Annotated in this window: 12 protein-coding genes; all 12 read right to left on the bottom strand. The window is 45.6% G+C overall.

The window, feature by feature from the left end:
* Nucleotides 1-8: 8 nt before the first annotated feature.
* Nucleotides 9-1,427: a mannose-1-phosphate guanylyltransferase/mannose-6-phosphate isomerase gene (locus tag ABVN36_RS12085; protein ID WP_000632420.1), complete on the bottom strand. Its 1,419-nt coding sequence runs from the start codon at nucleotides 1,425-1,427 to the stop codon at nucleotides 9-11.
* A complete protein-coding gene (locus ABVN36_RS12080) occupies nucleotides 1,424-2,623 on the bottom strand; it encodes a glycosyltransferase (protein WP_000415706.1) in 1,200 nt (399 codons plus the stop codon). Before ABVN36_RS12080 ends, ABVN36_RS12085 begins: the two co-directional genes overlap by 4 nt.
* A complete protein-coding gene (locus ABVN36_RS12075; RefSeq protein WP_023139018.1) occupies nucleotides 2,610-3,617 on the bottom strand; it encodes a glycosyltransferase in 1,008 nt (335 codons plus the stop codon). Before ABVN36_RS12075 ends, ABVN36_RS12080 begins: the two co-directional genes overlap by 14 nt.
* Nucleotides 3,601-4,602 (bottom strand): glycosyltransferase family 1 protein, encoded by a 1,002-nt coding sequence (locus ABVN36_RS12070; RefSeq protein ID WP_000924688.1) that lies wholly within the window; start codon nucleotides 4,600-4,602, stop codon nucleotides 3,601-3,603. Before ABVN36_RS12070 ends, ABVN36_RS12075 begins: the two co-directional genes overlap by 17 nt.
* Nucleotides 4,602-5,681, bottom strand: coding sequence for an EpsG family protein (locus tag ABVN36_RS12065; RefSeq protein WP_071590697.1), 1,080 nt, complete (start codon nucleotides 5,679-5,681; stop codon nucleotides 4,602-4,604). The genes ABVN36_RS12070 and ABVN36_RS12065 overlap by 1 nt, the downstream gene beginning before the upstream one ends.
* A 385-nt stretch (nucleotides 5,682-6,066) precedes the next feature.
* On the bottom strand, nucleotides 6,067-6,960 hold the full coding sequence (gene galF / locus ABVN36_RS12060; RefSeq protein WP_000981469.1) for a GalU regulator GalF: 894 nt from the start codon (nucleotides 6,958-6,960) through the stop codon (nucleotides 6,067-6,069).
* Nucleotides 6,961-7,137: 177 nt separating this feature from the next.
* Nucleotides 7,138-8,541 (bottom strand): colanic acid biosynthesis protein WcaM, encoded by a 1,404-nt coding sequence (gene wcaM / locus ABVN36_RS12055; protein ID WP_023139019.1) that lies wholly within the window; start codon nucleotides 8,539-8,541, stop codon nucleotides 7,138-7,140.
* Between the two features lie 10 nt (nucleotides 8,542-8,551).
* Nucleotides 8,552-9,772 carry a colanic acid biosynthesis glycosyltransferase WcaL gene (wcaL, locus tag ABVN36_RS12050; RefSeq protein WP_023139020.1) on the bottom strand — a complete coding sequence of 407 codons (1,221 nt, stop codon included), beginning with the start codon at nucleotides 9,770-9,772 and terminating at the stop codon, nucleotides 8,552-8,554.
* Complete coding sequence (gene wcaK, locus ABVN36_RS12045; protein ID WP_000770901.1) at nucleotides 9,769-11,049, bottom strand: colanic acid biosynthesis pyruvyl transferase WcaK; 1,281 nt, start codon at nucleotides 11,047-11,049, stop codon at nucleotides 9,769-9,771. Before wcaK ends, wcaL begins: the two co-directional genes overlap by 4 nt.
* Nucleotides 11,050-11,070: 21 nt before the next feature.
* The gene (wzxC, locus tag ABVN36_RS12040) at nucleotides 11,071-12,549 is read right to left on the bottom strand and encodes a colanic acid undecaprenyl disphosphate flippase WzxC (RefSeq protein ID WP_023139021.1); all 1,479 of its coding nucleotides are present in this window, start codon (nucleotides 12,547-12,549) and stop codon (nucleotides 11,071-11,073) included.
* Between the two features lie 131 nt (nucleotides 12,550-12,680).
* Complete coding sequence (gene wcaJ / locus ABVN36_RS12035; RefSeq protein WP_000183155.1) at nucleotides 12,681-14,075, bottom strand: undecaprenyl-phosphate glucose phosphotransferase; 1,395 nt, start codon at nucleotides 14,073-14,075, stop codon at nucleotides 12,681-12,683.
* A gap of 53 nt (nucleotides 14,076-14,128) precedes the next feature.
* Nucleotides 14,129-15,478, bottom strand: a 1,350-nt coding sequence (gene cpsG / locus ABVN36_RS12030) for a colanic acid biosynthesis phosphomannomutase CpsG (protein WP_143552958.1), incomplete at its 5' end; no start/stop codon positions are given.

Raw genomic sequence — 15,478 nt, 5'->3', positions numbered from 1 at the left:
GTTATTCCTTAATTACGACCATACTTATCTGAAAAACGAACAATATCATCCTCCCCTAAATATGCACCGGATCTTACTTCAATAAGCTCAAGTGCAATTTTCCCTGGGTTTTCAAGGCAGTGCTTAACACCGACAGGGATATATACGGATTCATTTTCAGTTAAAATTTTCACTTCACCTTTTATGGTTATTTTTGCGGTACCTGCAACGATAATCCAGTGTTCCGCGCGATGATAATGTTGCTGCTCTGAAATTCCTTCTCCGGGTTTTACAGTGATTCTCTTTACCTGATAACGCTCACCGAAATCGATTGAATCGTATTTACCCCATGGTCTATAAACTTCCCGATGAGTTATATGCTCATGACGATTTTCTAATTTAATTTTTTCAACAATTTTCTTAACATCTTGAACACAGTTTGTGTTTGCAACCAAAACGGCATCTTTCGTTTGCACGACTATAAGATCTTTGACACCAACAGCGGTTACCAAACCCGTTTCTGCATGGAGATAGCAATTATCTGCATTGTGGCTTAATACATCGCCTTTAGTCACATTACCATTACTATCTTTATCACTTATCTCCCAAAGAGAAGACCACGAACCGACATCACTCCAACCCGCATTTAAAGGTACGACAACCGCGTCATTCGTCTTTTCCATCACTGCATAATCAATTGATTCATCCGGGCAAGCGCAAAATGAATCTTCATCCACTCGAATGAAATCGAGATCCGTAACAGCAGATTCCATCGCTAATGAGCAAGCTTTATAAATATCAGGGCGAAATTTTTTTAACTCTTCAATATATCGATCTGCCCTAAATAAAAACATACCGCTGTTCCAGTAATACTCACCAGAATCAAGATAACTCTGAGCCGTTTCTAGATTGGGTTTTTCGACAAATTCAGCCACCCTAAACGCCAAAGAACAATCATTTTCTGCAGAGAAAAGAGCTTGCCCACGCCGTATATAACCATAACCTGTCTCTGGCATGGTAGGTACAATACCAAACGTAACTAATTTTCCTGCTTCGGCATATTTTCTAGCGTCTTGTATAGTCTTACAAAACGTTTCTTCGTCCTTAATTATATGGTCAGCAGCCAATACTAACAGTAAAGCGTTTTTCTTAAGGCATTTTAAAGCTGCCAAGGCTACTGCAGGGGCCGTGTTACGTCCAACAGGTTCTAAAATTATATCGCCAGATGATTTAGATAATTCTTTAAGCTGTTCTGCAACAATAAACCTGTGCTGCTCATTACAAATAACAATAGGATCTGAAGCATTCAAATTATTAATTCGCGTAATTGTGGTCTGAAGCATACTTTGAGAGCCATCTAAACATAAAAACTGTTTAGGATATAACGTTCGAGAAAGTGGCCATAACCGACTTCCATTTCCCCCAGCCATAATTATTGGTGTAATCATTTTCCTGTTAACCTCTCAATATTTTTCACCAAAACTGATAAACGCGTTGACCAATTAAATTTCTCCGCAACAAAATTTCGCGCATTCTTAGCAATCATTTGATATACAGAATTTTCACTCAAAGTTTCTAATGACTTCAAGTACTCATCACTATTATCAGCAATTAATATCTCTTCACCAATATTTGCTTCTATACCCTCATAACCCATTCGGGATGTGATAGTTGGAAGTCCAAGAGCCATATATTCTAATATTTTATTTTGTACACCTGCACCAAACCGAACTGGGCAAATTCCGATATGTCCTATTTTAGCCGCATCAGCCATATTTGTAACGCTGCCACTCACCACAACATTTTCAAAACCTTGTAAATATAGTTTATCACTTTTGTTTATTTTACCTAAAATGTGGAAAATATATTTCTTACCGTTATTATTTTTATTTATTGATGGTAGAATATTTTTTACGAACCATTTCACTCCGTCAAAATTTTGGAATGAACACAAGTTCCCAATAAAAATAAGATTAATTATATTGGTATTTTCAATGACTCTCTTTGTAAAAGGATAATCCTCAAGATCAACGCCATTATTACAAACCAAAATGTTATCATTCTTATTCCCAAAAAGGAATTTTTTGTCAACCTCTGATATTAACGATATGAGTGAATAGCGACCATAAACTTCTTTTTCATATTTTAATAATCGTTCTTGCTCGATAGAGTAAATGATGCTTTTTAAAGAATTTTTCGGAGCTTCTTTTTTTATACGCGAATAATTTAAGGAAATTGCATCAGTCATTTCAAGAATATGCAAGCCAGGCTTATTTAAAGTGTAATCACCAACACGAATGAGATGAGAAAGAGTCAAATCATAATTCCCAATTATCTCATTAAGTTTATTTTCAAATTCAGTGTTTTTATAATAAGCTATCTGAAGTGGTTTTCTACCAGGTAATGCTTTTAATACATTAAAATAACTTTTTATTTTAGGATGATAGATCCGGAAAATTTTATCAAAGACATGATCATTTTTTACTATAAAATTTAAGTCTTCGATACTATCGCATAAACTTAGCAAATCTAATGTGTAGTATTTAGACAATTCCTTACAAATGCGATATATCCTTAACCTATCCCCTCCTACCACTGGATACGGAAATCGTGGGGTGAGGATGAGTATTTTACTTTTTTCCATATAAAAACTCGAGTTGGGATTTAAAAATTTCATGTTCTATCAATTGTTCATGGATATCTTTATACTTGCTAGCTAACACAGCTTTATATTGGATGTAAAAGTCATTTTGATTAGTATAAAGATATACATTTTCATCTTTTTGTTCCATAAAGGCTGATATTTGTGTACATAAAATCTTTTTATGGGACAACTTAGCCTCTGCTACAGCTCTTCCATAACCCTCATATTTCGAATGTGCCCAAATAAAGGTAGAGTTACAATAAAGACTTACAACATCATCAAGATCCAGGAAAGGAATAACTTCAATTTCACTTTTGACTTTATGGTCATCAATTATTTTTTTTACCCTCTCTATGGCATTTCCACAGCCTAATATTTTAAGCGGCAATCGTTCATCCTTGCTAATAGATGAATATAATTTCAAAGCACCATCGAGATCTTTATTATCACCCACCCCTGTTACCAGTAATATATATCCAAGATCAAGAATCGTATTTTTTTTCGCAATTTCCTCGAAACGAAAAAATGTGTTTGGGAAATAATAGCCTTTACAATTTTTAAAGAGTTCAATGCTATCTATAACACGCTTAGTTGTTTTTGATATATATATATAATCGGCTTTTAATTGTGATGCTTTGAGCATACAATATGAGACATATTTCGCGGATAAAGAATGATTCTTTTTTCTTAAGCTTATTAGATCATGAATAATAACCACTGATTTACCCAAGTACGCGTCTATAATTGATGTACTATTATATGGATAGATATTAAATTTTGACTTTAATATAATTCCAATAAGCGGAGTAAGTATTTGTTCATAGAATATGAATAAAAAATTATGTATAAAAGCAGGTAAAGGGTATAGGACTTTTGGACAAGTTAATTCACAGACTTGCATAGAGTCCTTTTTCATTTGAAGAACTAACTCTTCAGTATAAATCGGTATTCCTCTTTTTAAAACACCACTAAAATAATTATTTATTACTATCATTGTTTATTAGTCCTATATACAGTTGAGCGATCGACTGCCAATTTCTTTTTTCAGAGTACTCATAGGCACTATCATTAATTTTGGCAAAGCTATCTGTATTATTTATATAATATAAAACCTTACTCAAAAGATCATTTTTATCGTTCCCTAATACGGCAATATTTTCAAATTCAGACGAAAACTGCCCCCTTAGGGAAAATACTAACACTCGATTAATCATCGCAGCAAGGGCAGTACCTCTCCGTTCTGAGATGCCATCGGGATATGGTAATATAGCCATGTCAGTTTCAGCTAGCAGAGTTGATATTTCGGCTGCTGATTTATTTAAAAGTAACTCGCACTTTTGTTCTGTACACTGTTCTATAATTAAATTGGCATAACTATTGTCAGCGCCAGGAACATAACCAATCAAGGCAGAGCGGAATTTAATATTTTTCTTATTAAGCTCTTTAATAATCCAGATAAATTCTTCTATTCCCTTTCCTTTGGAAATTATACCAAAATGGACAAGATCAAATTTTTTTTCTTTCTTTTGGCAAGAAGGTATGTTAGATGCGATAGGAATTAGTCTTGTTTTTACAGAATTAAATAATGTTTTTTCACCTATATTCTTCTCATACTGAGTTGTAAAGATTATATAATCAGCAAGCTTAAAAATTTTTAGGAAATATTGAGCTCTCTTTGATAAACTACTAAATTCGTGTAGCGTTATCGAGGTTTTTAAGCCAACTAACTTAGCTAAGATAAATGCAACATGAGGTTTAAAAGCCGCAATTTTGTTTGTCGAAAATCCAATCGATGGATATTGAATATTAATAAGTTTGATAATTTTTCTATTAGAAACTATTTTATAGATTAATTCGAATAAGGATAGTTTGACAACGTTAACTGTATAATTCTTTTTAATTTCTTGGTTTAGGTTATAAACATAATCACCTACTCCACATTTATCATCTGGATACGAACCCGTATATATTAATAACATTAGTAAATACCTTGACGCTGAATTTCTGAAAATACTGATATGTAAGGATAGAAAAGTTCAGGATAAGACCCTAGTATAGAGTACACTTGATAGCCAAAATAAAAAATCACTATAAAAATTAGAGCAGGAATCCGTGTAAAAATTCCTACACGCACTAATACTGCAGGAATCAACAATATTTCGACTATAGTAAAATATATACTAATTACTGAGAACATGGCTGAGATCGGAGATAAAAATAAATATATGATAGTTCCAAATAAATATGTTTTTACCAAAAATAAATTTGCCTTATTATTTTTTATATCAAAAGATAATGTGTAAATAAAAATAGCAGAAATTACCACCCTTTTTAAAATTCCAGATATACTTATGGAACCATATTCTTGTGCATTTTGAGTATAAACAGTGAGTTTATAGCGAACAATTTCGACAGGAATTAGACTAATAACGGAAGAAATTATATCTGATAAATAATGTGACAAAGGCAATGATAGAATGGCACCAAGCACAAGTAATATTTTATATAAGTTTAAAGATAACTTATTGATTAAAAAAACAGATAAGGTAACTAAAGACGAGATATGAAATGTCGATGCACATAGAATAAGAATAAGCGATTGCACCTTTTTATTACTTTTATATTGGATTAAAGCGAAAAAAGATAACCCAATTGCAATAATTCTTCTTTCAGCCCCAAAAAAAGACCCTAGATAATAATAACTATAAAAAACACAAACAGACAGAATAGTTAATGATATATTTTTTTGTGTTTTCAGGCATCCCCAGAATATTAACGCAATAGGAATAATTGATGTAGTGAATAGAAACAATGTATAATTATCTGTCAAATATCTTATTAATTTGACGTATAATACATACCCGATTTCAAAGTCATGTCGATTCCCTGGACTCATGAAATCATCGTAATAGGGGAGCCAATCAGTACCAGTCTGCCAACGTAAAGAACAAAACGAGACAAGAAATAAAAAACTTAGCATCAAGCCGTAAATTTTTATATTTTTATTCTTAACAAATGAAAAAAACGGAAAAATTACAATAAAAATATAATATATCATGCTAAGTCTCTCAAATAAAAAAATTATTCTTATTGTTTTCTAAAAATAATCTTTATAAATACGATATTATAATTATTCAGGACACGCTACCGCCCCTGGCTCATCAGCTACCAGTGCACTGCGTACATATCGACTTGTTACAAACCTCGCCCGGCAGGGCAAAGCTCACTAAAACTTAAACGCTAATTGTCTTATTAATTGCATCCGGAAACAAGGATTAATCTTATAAAATCAGCATTAAAATGCTCCAGATAACCCCTTGTTACTTAAGCCCTTTATACAAAACTAAAACGGCAGTCAACACTCGTTTCAGCCAACTTGCCGCTTCGAATGTTCACTGCCGTTATTATGTTTATCACCAACCATTTATCACGGTTGTTAATACTTATTCATGCAGAAGCTGCTCTATGCTCTTACGGAACTTCGCTCCTTCTTTCAGGTTGCGCAGCCCGTACTTCACAAATGCCTGCATGTAGCCCATTTTTTTACCGCAGTCATAGCTGTCACCCGTCATTAGCATCGCGTCAACCGACTGTTTTTTCGCCAGTTCTGCAATGGCATCGGTGAGCTGGATGCGGCCCCAGGCGCCCGGTTCGGTTCTTTCCAGTTCCGCCCAGATGTCGGCTGAAAGCACATAACGGCCTACCGCCATCAAATCGGAATCCAGCGTCTGCGGCTGATCCGGTTTTTCGATAAACTCCACAATCCGGCTGACTTTGCCTTCATTATCCAGAGGTTCTTTCGTCTGGATAACGGAATACTCCGATAAATCACCTTTCATGCGCTTCGCCAGCACCTGGCTGCGACCCGTTTCATTGAAACGCGCCACCATCGCCGCAAGGTTATAGCGTAGCGGATCGGCGGTAGCATCATCAATAATAATATCCGGGAGTACCACAATGAAAGGGTTATCGCCCACGACCGGACGCGCGCACAGAATAGAGTGCCCCAGCCCTAACGGCTGCGCCTGGCGAACGTTCATAATCGTCACGCCCGGTGGGCAGATAGATTGCACTTCCGCCAAGAGCTGACGCTTAACGCGCTGTTCAAGAAGTGATTCAAGTTCATAAGAGGTGTCGAAGTGGTTCTCAACGGCGTTTTTAGACGCGTGAGTCACCAGTACGATTTCTTTGATCCCTGCAGCCACAATCTCATCGACAATGTACTGAATCATTGGCTTGTCGACGATCGGTAGCATCTCTTTTGGGATTGCCTTGGTGGCAGGCAACATATGCATACCCAAACCCGCTACCGGTATAACTGCTTTCAAATTCATCATTGTTTCTTCCACCTGTAAAATGGTTGCTGAATTATAGCTCTTTAGCTTGTTTTCGCCAGCATGAATTACTCTGCTGCCAGGGATAATGATGGCACGCTCTACATTACGTCTTAGTCGGCACCATAACATTAAGTATGAACAACTTTTTCCCAGGAATTTTCGTAAAAATAACGGTACTTACCCTCCCCGCTTCGGCAGCGGAAAATTCACTGCTTCGACATTCACGGTTTGGTGATTAATCCTGTCGATATCCACGGAACTCTGCCCGTTTTCATTGATGGCATGAACATTAGCGAGGGAAAGCAGCGTGTCCTGGCGGGCCATAAATTGACCACGGACATCTTTACGCAAATCGAAATGCATTTTTAATGCCGGGCCAATCGCTGAAGTTTGCATCACGTTGATATTACGCAGAAAGAGGTGCTGCGGTTGATTATGCAGTTCCAGCGTAGCACGCGTCATCCGTACGTTGGTGATGGCGACAAAAGAGGGGGTGTTACCGGAGGAAATTTGAATGCCGCGTAATTTATAAGCAACCTGGCGATTATCCAACCGAATAGCGTTTAATTTAAAGTTTTGCGGAATTGACAGGTATTTTCCTTTAACGACGCCATAGCCGATGAGCATCCCAGCACTATTCGTCATATCAATATTATCAATGACGAAATTATCACAGCCATAAATTGCGATCGTTGCGTTATCAATACCCGCATTTTTACTGAAATCGGGCGTGATGTTTTTGGCTTTCACATTGCGAATGACGAAATGTTTGCCATTTTCTACGTGCACCAGCTGTCGGCAATCAGATCCGGTAATATTGGCCACCACAAAGTTTTTTACTGCCTGGTCTTCAGGATAACTGTTGTCATAGGTACTACCCGCCAGCCCGATGCCGATCCCCCAGTTGATTTTGCCATTGGTACAATCAATGCGTTCGATGACATGATCGGAAATCAGGATGTCGCGGTCGTGAATCGCGACATTCCACTCAATGGCGTCCCCCTGCAAATCGCTAAAGCGGCTATGCGTAATCCGCGCGCCGTCCATTTGGTTATGAAATCCCTGGCGGAGAATGGCGTAGTTGGCGTGGGTAACAGTGATGTCATCGATAATGAGATTACGCATCACCTGCGGTTCCTTACCACCGATGAAAATTTGCGCGACGGGGCCAAAGCCGCTCATCGTCACGCCTTTAATCACACAGTCCGACCCGCGAACATCCAGCGTCACATTGTGCAGACTGCCGCCCTGCTCCCCCACCACCTGACACCCGTCCTGCAAAATAAACCGTCCCCGGCCATTCCCACGCACCGCGCCCTGTACCCGCAGCGTTTTTCCCGCCGGAATCGTTATCGCCGCATTGATATTTTCACACACCCATCCTGGCGGTACGACCACGGTCTGTCCGTCGGCGAAGGCCTGTTTGAACGAGGCGATACCGTCATCCGCCGGATAATCCTTAATATCGACGGTCTCGCGAGGTTCACGCGCCTGTACCGGCAAGGTGCGCAGAAAAGGAAGAACAGCAAGCGCAGAACCTGCCGTCAGGAGGGTACGTCGGGAGAATTTAGTCGCGGGCATACCACCTCTTTTATATCGTTTGTAGCAGGCTGGCTAACTGGCGATTAATCGCCTGCTGATTAAAATCTTGCGCCACTTTTTCACGGGCGCGCGTGATCACCGACTCCAGCGTGTCGTGGTCAATCCGGCTGAACTCAGCGAGTCGGGCCGCCAGCGCCTGCGCATCGTTTTCCGGCACCAGCCAGCCGGATTTGCCGGCCTCCACCAGTTCCGGAATACCGCTATGCACGGTAGATACCACGGGAATCCCTACCGCCATCGCCTCCATCAGCGCTACCGGAATACCTTCCATATCGCCATCCGTACCGGTAATCGACGGCAGCAAAAAAACATCGGCGTCATCCAGCATCGCCTTCACTTCATGGCTCGGTTTAAACCCCGGCATCTCAATGACATCCTCTAGCTGATACTGCTCGATGAGCGTGCGCAGCCGACGTTCCCACGGGCCAATCCCCAGAATGCGGTAGCGAAACGCCACGCCCTGTGCTTTCAGTTGCCGACAGGCTTCAATCGCCACATGCAGGCCTTTTTTCTCGGTCAGGCGCGCGACGGAAATCATCTCCAGCGGCATCCCTGGCGCTTTCACCGGACGATGGGTAAAACGCGTCATGTCGACGCCCATGCGCGAAACGGCAATCTTTTCCGGCGGACAGCCCATACTTTTCAGGCGACCGGCCCACAGTTCGCTGATGGGCAGCATCAGATCGCCACGACGAAACAACTGCTGATACTCCGGCGTGTAATGACTGAGCACTTCGCGGCTGGAAATATCAATCCCGTGGAAAATAGTCGCTATTTTGCCGCGAAGCACGCCCAGTTCGCGTAGTTTGGCCGCCGTCACGCCCGCCGGACCAAAGTGTGCGATAAACACATCCGCCACAAAAGGGTGGCTCACCTGCGCGCAAATCGCGGAAAGGATCAAATTGCGTGATTCATCGCCATAGCGGGTAAAATTGAGCGCTTTCCAGGTCGCCGTCCGATGCAGCCCCGGCAGCGTTTTACATGCCCGGTAGCGCAGTTTCGCCAGCCGTCCCTGGGGCTCATCCTGTAACCAGCGGGTTTTCGCCGCCAGGCCATACTTCTCCCAGGCGGCGTGAGTATGTTGGGTATCGCCTTTTTGTAACGCGACAATCTCCACCTCATGGCCCATATCAATAAACGCAGTAATCTGATTCAGCACAAAGGTTTCCGATGAGAGTGGAAATTTCAGCAGAAAAAAGCTGACTTTCATTGCGCCTCCCGAATTCTGTCGAGAACGGATTTGATCATCGTGAACCCTTTCGCCCGCTCCTCGGTGACGGCGTTAGCCACTTTTGCCTTTAGCGCAGGCAGTTGATTGAGCGTATCGGCCACCACGCTTTGTAATGAACCGTTCAGCAAGTGACGGATATCAATAGCCAATTCCGCCAGGCCTAGCTGCTGCATAATCCCGGCGGATTTATGTTCATAATTAATGGCGATAGCGGGCGTGCCAAAATTCATGGAGATAATAGCGGAATGCAGGCGCGTCCCGATGGTCAGTACGCAGGAGGCGAGGATCTTTCCGATTTCCACGTCATTGAGTTCGTCCATCGCGATATGGAAATGTTCTGAGTCGTTTACATACTTAGCCATCCGTAACGCAACCATCCGGTCATCGCGGTTATAGCGATCGATACTGGTGCAGGTCGACAGCGCCAGTACCTGATAACCGTCCGCAATCAGGCGATTCACGACCTGGGCAAATGCCTGCTCATAGGCCTGCTGAGTGGTGCCCAGGCGTTTATCAAACGGCTCCAGATCGCGCAACGTAATCGCGACGGTTTTGCGGCGCGCGGTGACGTCCAGCCAGTGCTGGACAGCATAACTGGCAACAAACTCGTCGTGACGGCGTTCGACTAACCAGGCGGTATCCACCCCCTGCTCCACTTTCCGGGTATCGATCTGCGCAGCGGTCATCAGATCGCGGCTGACGGTTTCACGCAGGATCAGCGCACTGGTGCGCCCAAAAACATAATTGGCGAGCTGGTTAAAGTCAGGGTTCTGGAAAGGGCCGACGCTATGTCCCACCATATAAATTGGTTTGTTCGCCATAAACGCGCACAGCGGATATTCAAAGTGAGTCAAACCGTATAAGTCGACATAGTTTGAACCGCCCACCTGAATGACGGCGTCATACTGCGCAATAAATTGTGCGAATTCGGCAAATTCCGGCGCGATAGCAAAATTACGCAGCGATCCTTCCTGGGCGACTTTAGACAATAAAATTTTATGCTGAAAACGACGGCGTAATACTTTTTTCACCCGACCGTTAAGTCCTGCCGCCGCCTGCTGTTTCTGACTTAACTGATACAGCGGGTCGGCAATAATCGGGCGCCCCTGCAACCAAGCGGAACTCACCGGGAAACGGCTCATCACATCCATCTCCGCCTCTGGTGCCTGTTGACGGATGGCATCAAGCAAACCGCGCATAATGGCGCTATCACCACGGTTGCCGCATGTGTGGTTGCCTAAAATTAATAATTTCATAAATAGCCTCTTATATCCCCGTCATCCGACACGTAATAACTTTTTCATTTTTGCACTGCCAACAAGCTGATTTTTAATTTCCATCACCAGCGCATTGCGTGAAAAAATAATCATTAAAATAAAACTCAAAATACCGACTACAACCTGTAGTGCGAATACCCCTGACAACGGTAAATAGCCGTCGACCAGCTTTCCTGCGCCGTAGCTGGTAATAAATGTTGGCAATGAGAGATAAAACGGTAGCCACAGGCTGAGAATATACTGACGATAGCTGGAGCCGAGTACTGGCTTAATCATCACGAAATAGCTCAGAATGGTGTTGATGATTTGCACCACCAGGAACCCCAGCGTCACGCCAATCGCCCCCGCCAGATGGCCGCCAATGAGAATTGCCGGGATAAACAGAAACGTTTTAAAGACGTTGAATTTAAAGCTGATATCCACGCGCGCTTTCGCCATCAGCAGCGAACCAATCGGGTTGCCGACCGAGCGCAACAGCCCCACCACGCACAGCAATTGCAGGATCGGGATAATGCTGTTCCACTTCTCGCCAAACACTAACGGCACAAAATTGTTCGCCACTACCATCAGGCCCAACAGCGCGGGAAAATTGATAATTCCCACCACGGAAAGCAACTTATAGAAGTTGACGCGCAGCTTCTCGGTATCGTCCTGGATTTTGGCGAATGCCGGAAATAGCACGCGAGTAATGATGGGGTTAAGCTTCGCCGGCGGCACAACCGCCACGTTGTACGCGAGGTTATATCCCCCGGCGACGCTTGCGCCGAGAATTCTCGCCAGTACCAGCGTCGATAAATTCGTGTTGATGTAATTGACGATACTGTCCGCCGTCAGCCACGCGCCAAAACGCAGGTTCGTGGACACCGATGCCAGCGAAAAATGCAGCCCCGGACGATAAATCTTGCGGCCAAAGTAACCAAACAGCAGCGTTCGCACCGCGCTGTTCACCAGATAGCCGAGAATCGCGGTTAACGCCAGCGGCCAGTAATGGGCGCTAATCACCGTAAAGGTGAACCCCGCCAGCACTGAGGTCGTTTCGATCATGCCGATCTTATTGAACTCCAGCTCTTTTTGCATCAGCGCGCGGAACTGCTGCCCGTGAGGGATCACGATGAACGCCAGCGACAACGTTTTGATTAACGGCGCGAGATCCGGGTTATGCAAAACATGGGCAATCGCATCGCTCAGCCAAAAGACCACCGCAAATACCACAATCCCAAGCCCAACGTTTAGCCAGTAGAGCGTGGTCAGCTCCAGATGCCCAATCGTTTTACGCTGGATAATCGAGTTCGCGATGCCAAAGTCCGAGATCGTGTCGGCCAGCGCGATAATCACCAGCGAGACGGTCAACAGGCCAAACTGGTGGTTGTCGATGATCCGCGCCAGCACCGTCATCTGAATTAACCCCAGACCGATAATCACTATCGTGGCGATAGCCGACCATTTAGCGCCGCTGATCGTTTTTTGTCGTAAACTCATTCTTTTCTCCAGAACCTGTTCACAAGGCGTCATTGGCGCCGCCAGATTGAACACGGACAGCGCGGGAAAACCGGAGCGTACACGCTGCCCTGGTTCGATATGGCAAGTAAATAGCCTTGTGGATCAGGTTCTTAATACGCCGCTTTATTAACAAACCCTTTAAAAATCGTCAGAAAAACGATTTTGATATCGAACCAAATACTCCATTCGCGGATGTATTCCAGGTCGAACTCCACGCGTTTTTCCATTTTCTCCAGCGTATCGGTCTCACCGCGCCAGCCATTAATTTGCGCCCAGCCGGTGATGCCCGGCTTCATCTTGTGGCGTAGCATGTAACCTTCAATCAACTGACGATACTGTTCGTTATGCGCCACCGCGTGCGGGCGAGGACCGACGATAGACATCCCGCCGGTTAATACGTTGATAAACTGCGGTAATTCATCCAGCGAGGTACGACGCAAAAAGTTACCTACCCGGGTGACGCGCGGATCGTTTTGTGTCGCCTGGGTAACGACCTTATCGTTCTCCATTACCTTCATTGAGCGGAACTTCCAGACTTTGATCGGCTTGCCGTCCATCCCGTAGCGCGTCTGACGGAAAATCACCGGCCCGGGCGAGCTCAATTTGACCGCCAGCGCAATGCAGCACAGTACCGGTGAGATGAGCAGCAGAATCAGCGACGCCAGCACGATATCCTCTGCCCGTTTAAGCAGACGGTTAATCCCTGATAGCGGCGTGTCATACAGCGGAACGACCGGAACGCCGCTCATCTCCTCCACGCGCGAGTGGAGAATATTAAAGGTGAACACATCGGGAATAAGGATCACCGAGCAGGTGGTGTCGGCCAGCTCGCGCACCAGTTTTTTCACCATGGCGCCGTCGCTCATTGACATGGCGATATAAACATTGTGAATTCGCGAGGCTTTCGCATCGTCAATTAACTGCTCGAAGTTCCCGGCCCAGTCAGCAGAGACGCCGCCCGGTTTGGGATCGTGATAGACGCCCACCACCTCAAAACCCAGCCACGGCTCATTACGGAAGCTATCCAGCAACGCCTGGCCCGCAGGCAAATCTCCGGCGACGGCGACCCGGCGAGTGTTATAACCACGATTGCGTAGCCAGCCCGCGCCGAAACGAATAAATGAACGGCATAACACTAAGCCCAGGCTGGACAGCGCATACCAGGCCAGCCAGGTGGCGAGGCGGTTGTCAAAGTCATCATTAAACGCCACCAGACCGGCGCTGAAGATCAGGCTCAGCGTCCAGTTTTGCAGTAACAGCGTTAACTCTGTCGACATTTTGACGCCGCGCCAGGAGCGATAAAAATCGGTTATCCCGCCCAGCATTTGAAAAACAACCAGCGTAATCAGCGCCACCAACAGGTGCATGTACAGGAATGGCAGTCCACTGACTTCACAGATGAACCACAGCCCGCCAAACATGATGGTGATATCTGAAAAGCGTTGCACCATAGAGATTAACGATGCATTGGTTTTGGCTCGTTCGCGCTTTTTTAGATTTGTCATCGTTGTTCCTGTGATTGGCCCCTTACCCGCAGGCGGTAAGGGGAGATCTGACGTTACTGATTCAGCAGCGCCAGCAGAGTGCGTGTTCGCGCTTCCATCAGCGGAATATCGCCGCGTGATTCCACATTCAGGCGCACCACCGGTTCGGTGTTTGACGAGCGCAGGTTGAAACGCCAGTCCGGGAACGACATGCTGAGGCCGTCCGTGCGGTCCACCGCCTGCGCCTCTTCCGCGAAGTGCGCTTCCACCCGCGCAATGGCCGCCGCCGGCTCCGCCAGTCTGCTGTTGATTTCCCCGCTCGCCGGAAACGCCGCCATCCGGTCGCGGACCAGTTCACCCAGCGACTGCCCCTTCAGGCACACCAGCTCCGCCACCAGCAGCCACGGGATCATCCCGCTGTCGCAGTAGGCAAAATCACGGAAATAGTGATGCGCGCTCATTTCCCCACCATAAATGGCATCCTCCGTACGCATCCGCTCCTTGATAAAGGCGTGCCCGGTTTTTGACATCACCGGCGTCCCGCCCGCCGCCGTCACCACTGCCTCCGTGTTCCAGGTCAGGCGCGGGTCGTGGATAATCTTCGCCCCCGGGTGTTTTTCCAGAAACGCTTCCGCCAGCAGCCCGACGATGTAGTACCCCTCGATAAACTGCCCTTTCTCATCGAACAGGAAGCAGCGGTCGAAGTCGCCGTCAAAGGCGATGCCCATGTCCGCCCCGTGTTCAATAACGGCCTTGCGGGTGTCGTCGCGACACTCCGGCAGCAACGGGTTGGGAATGCCGTTCGGGAAGGTGCCGTCCGGGGTGTTGTGGATTTTGATGAACTCCACCGGCGCGCCCAGCGCCTTCAGGCGCGCTTCGATGGCGTCAATGACCGGCCCCGCCGCGCCGTTGCCGGCGTTAAACACCAGCTTCAGCGGGGTGAGATTGTTAACACTGATATAGCCGAGCAGGTGGTCGATGTAGGCGTCGCGCAGGCTGATTTGTCTGTAGCTGCCGCGCGCGGCCTCGTTCACCGGCGGGAAGTCGCCCGCTTCCGCCAGACGCTGAACGTCGCGCAGACCGGTGTCGCCGCTTATCGGGCGGGCGCCCTCGCGCACCAGCTTCATGCCGTTGTAGTCCATCGGGTTATGGCTGGCGGTCACCTCAATACCGCCGTCCACGCCGAGGTGGAAGGTGGCGAAGTAAATCTCTTCTGTGCCGGACATACCGATATCCAGCACGTCAACGCCCGCGTCCTGTAACCCTTTCGCCAGCGCCAGCTTCAGCGCCTCGCTGGTCAGGCGCACGTCGCCGCCCAGCACGATGGTTTTCGGTTTTAAATATTCGCCGTAGGCGCGGCCAATCCGCCACGCGATATCTTCATTGAGCTCTTCGCCCAGCCTGCCGCGAATGTCGTAGGCCTT

The sequence above is a fragment of the Salmonella sp. SJTUF15581 genome (genome assembly GCF_043356775.1).
In the GTDB taxonomy this organism is placed as follows: domain Bacteria; phylum Pseudomonadota; class Gammaproteobacteria; order Enterobacterales; family Enterobacteriaceae; genus Salmonella; species Salmonella enterica.
Note: the sequence above shows the minus strand (reverse complement) of the source record. Positions and strands in the feature narration are given on the sequence as shown.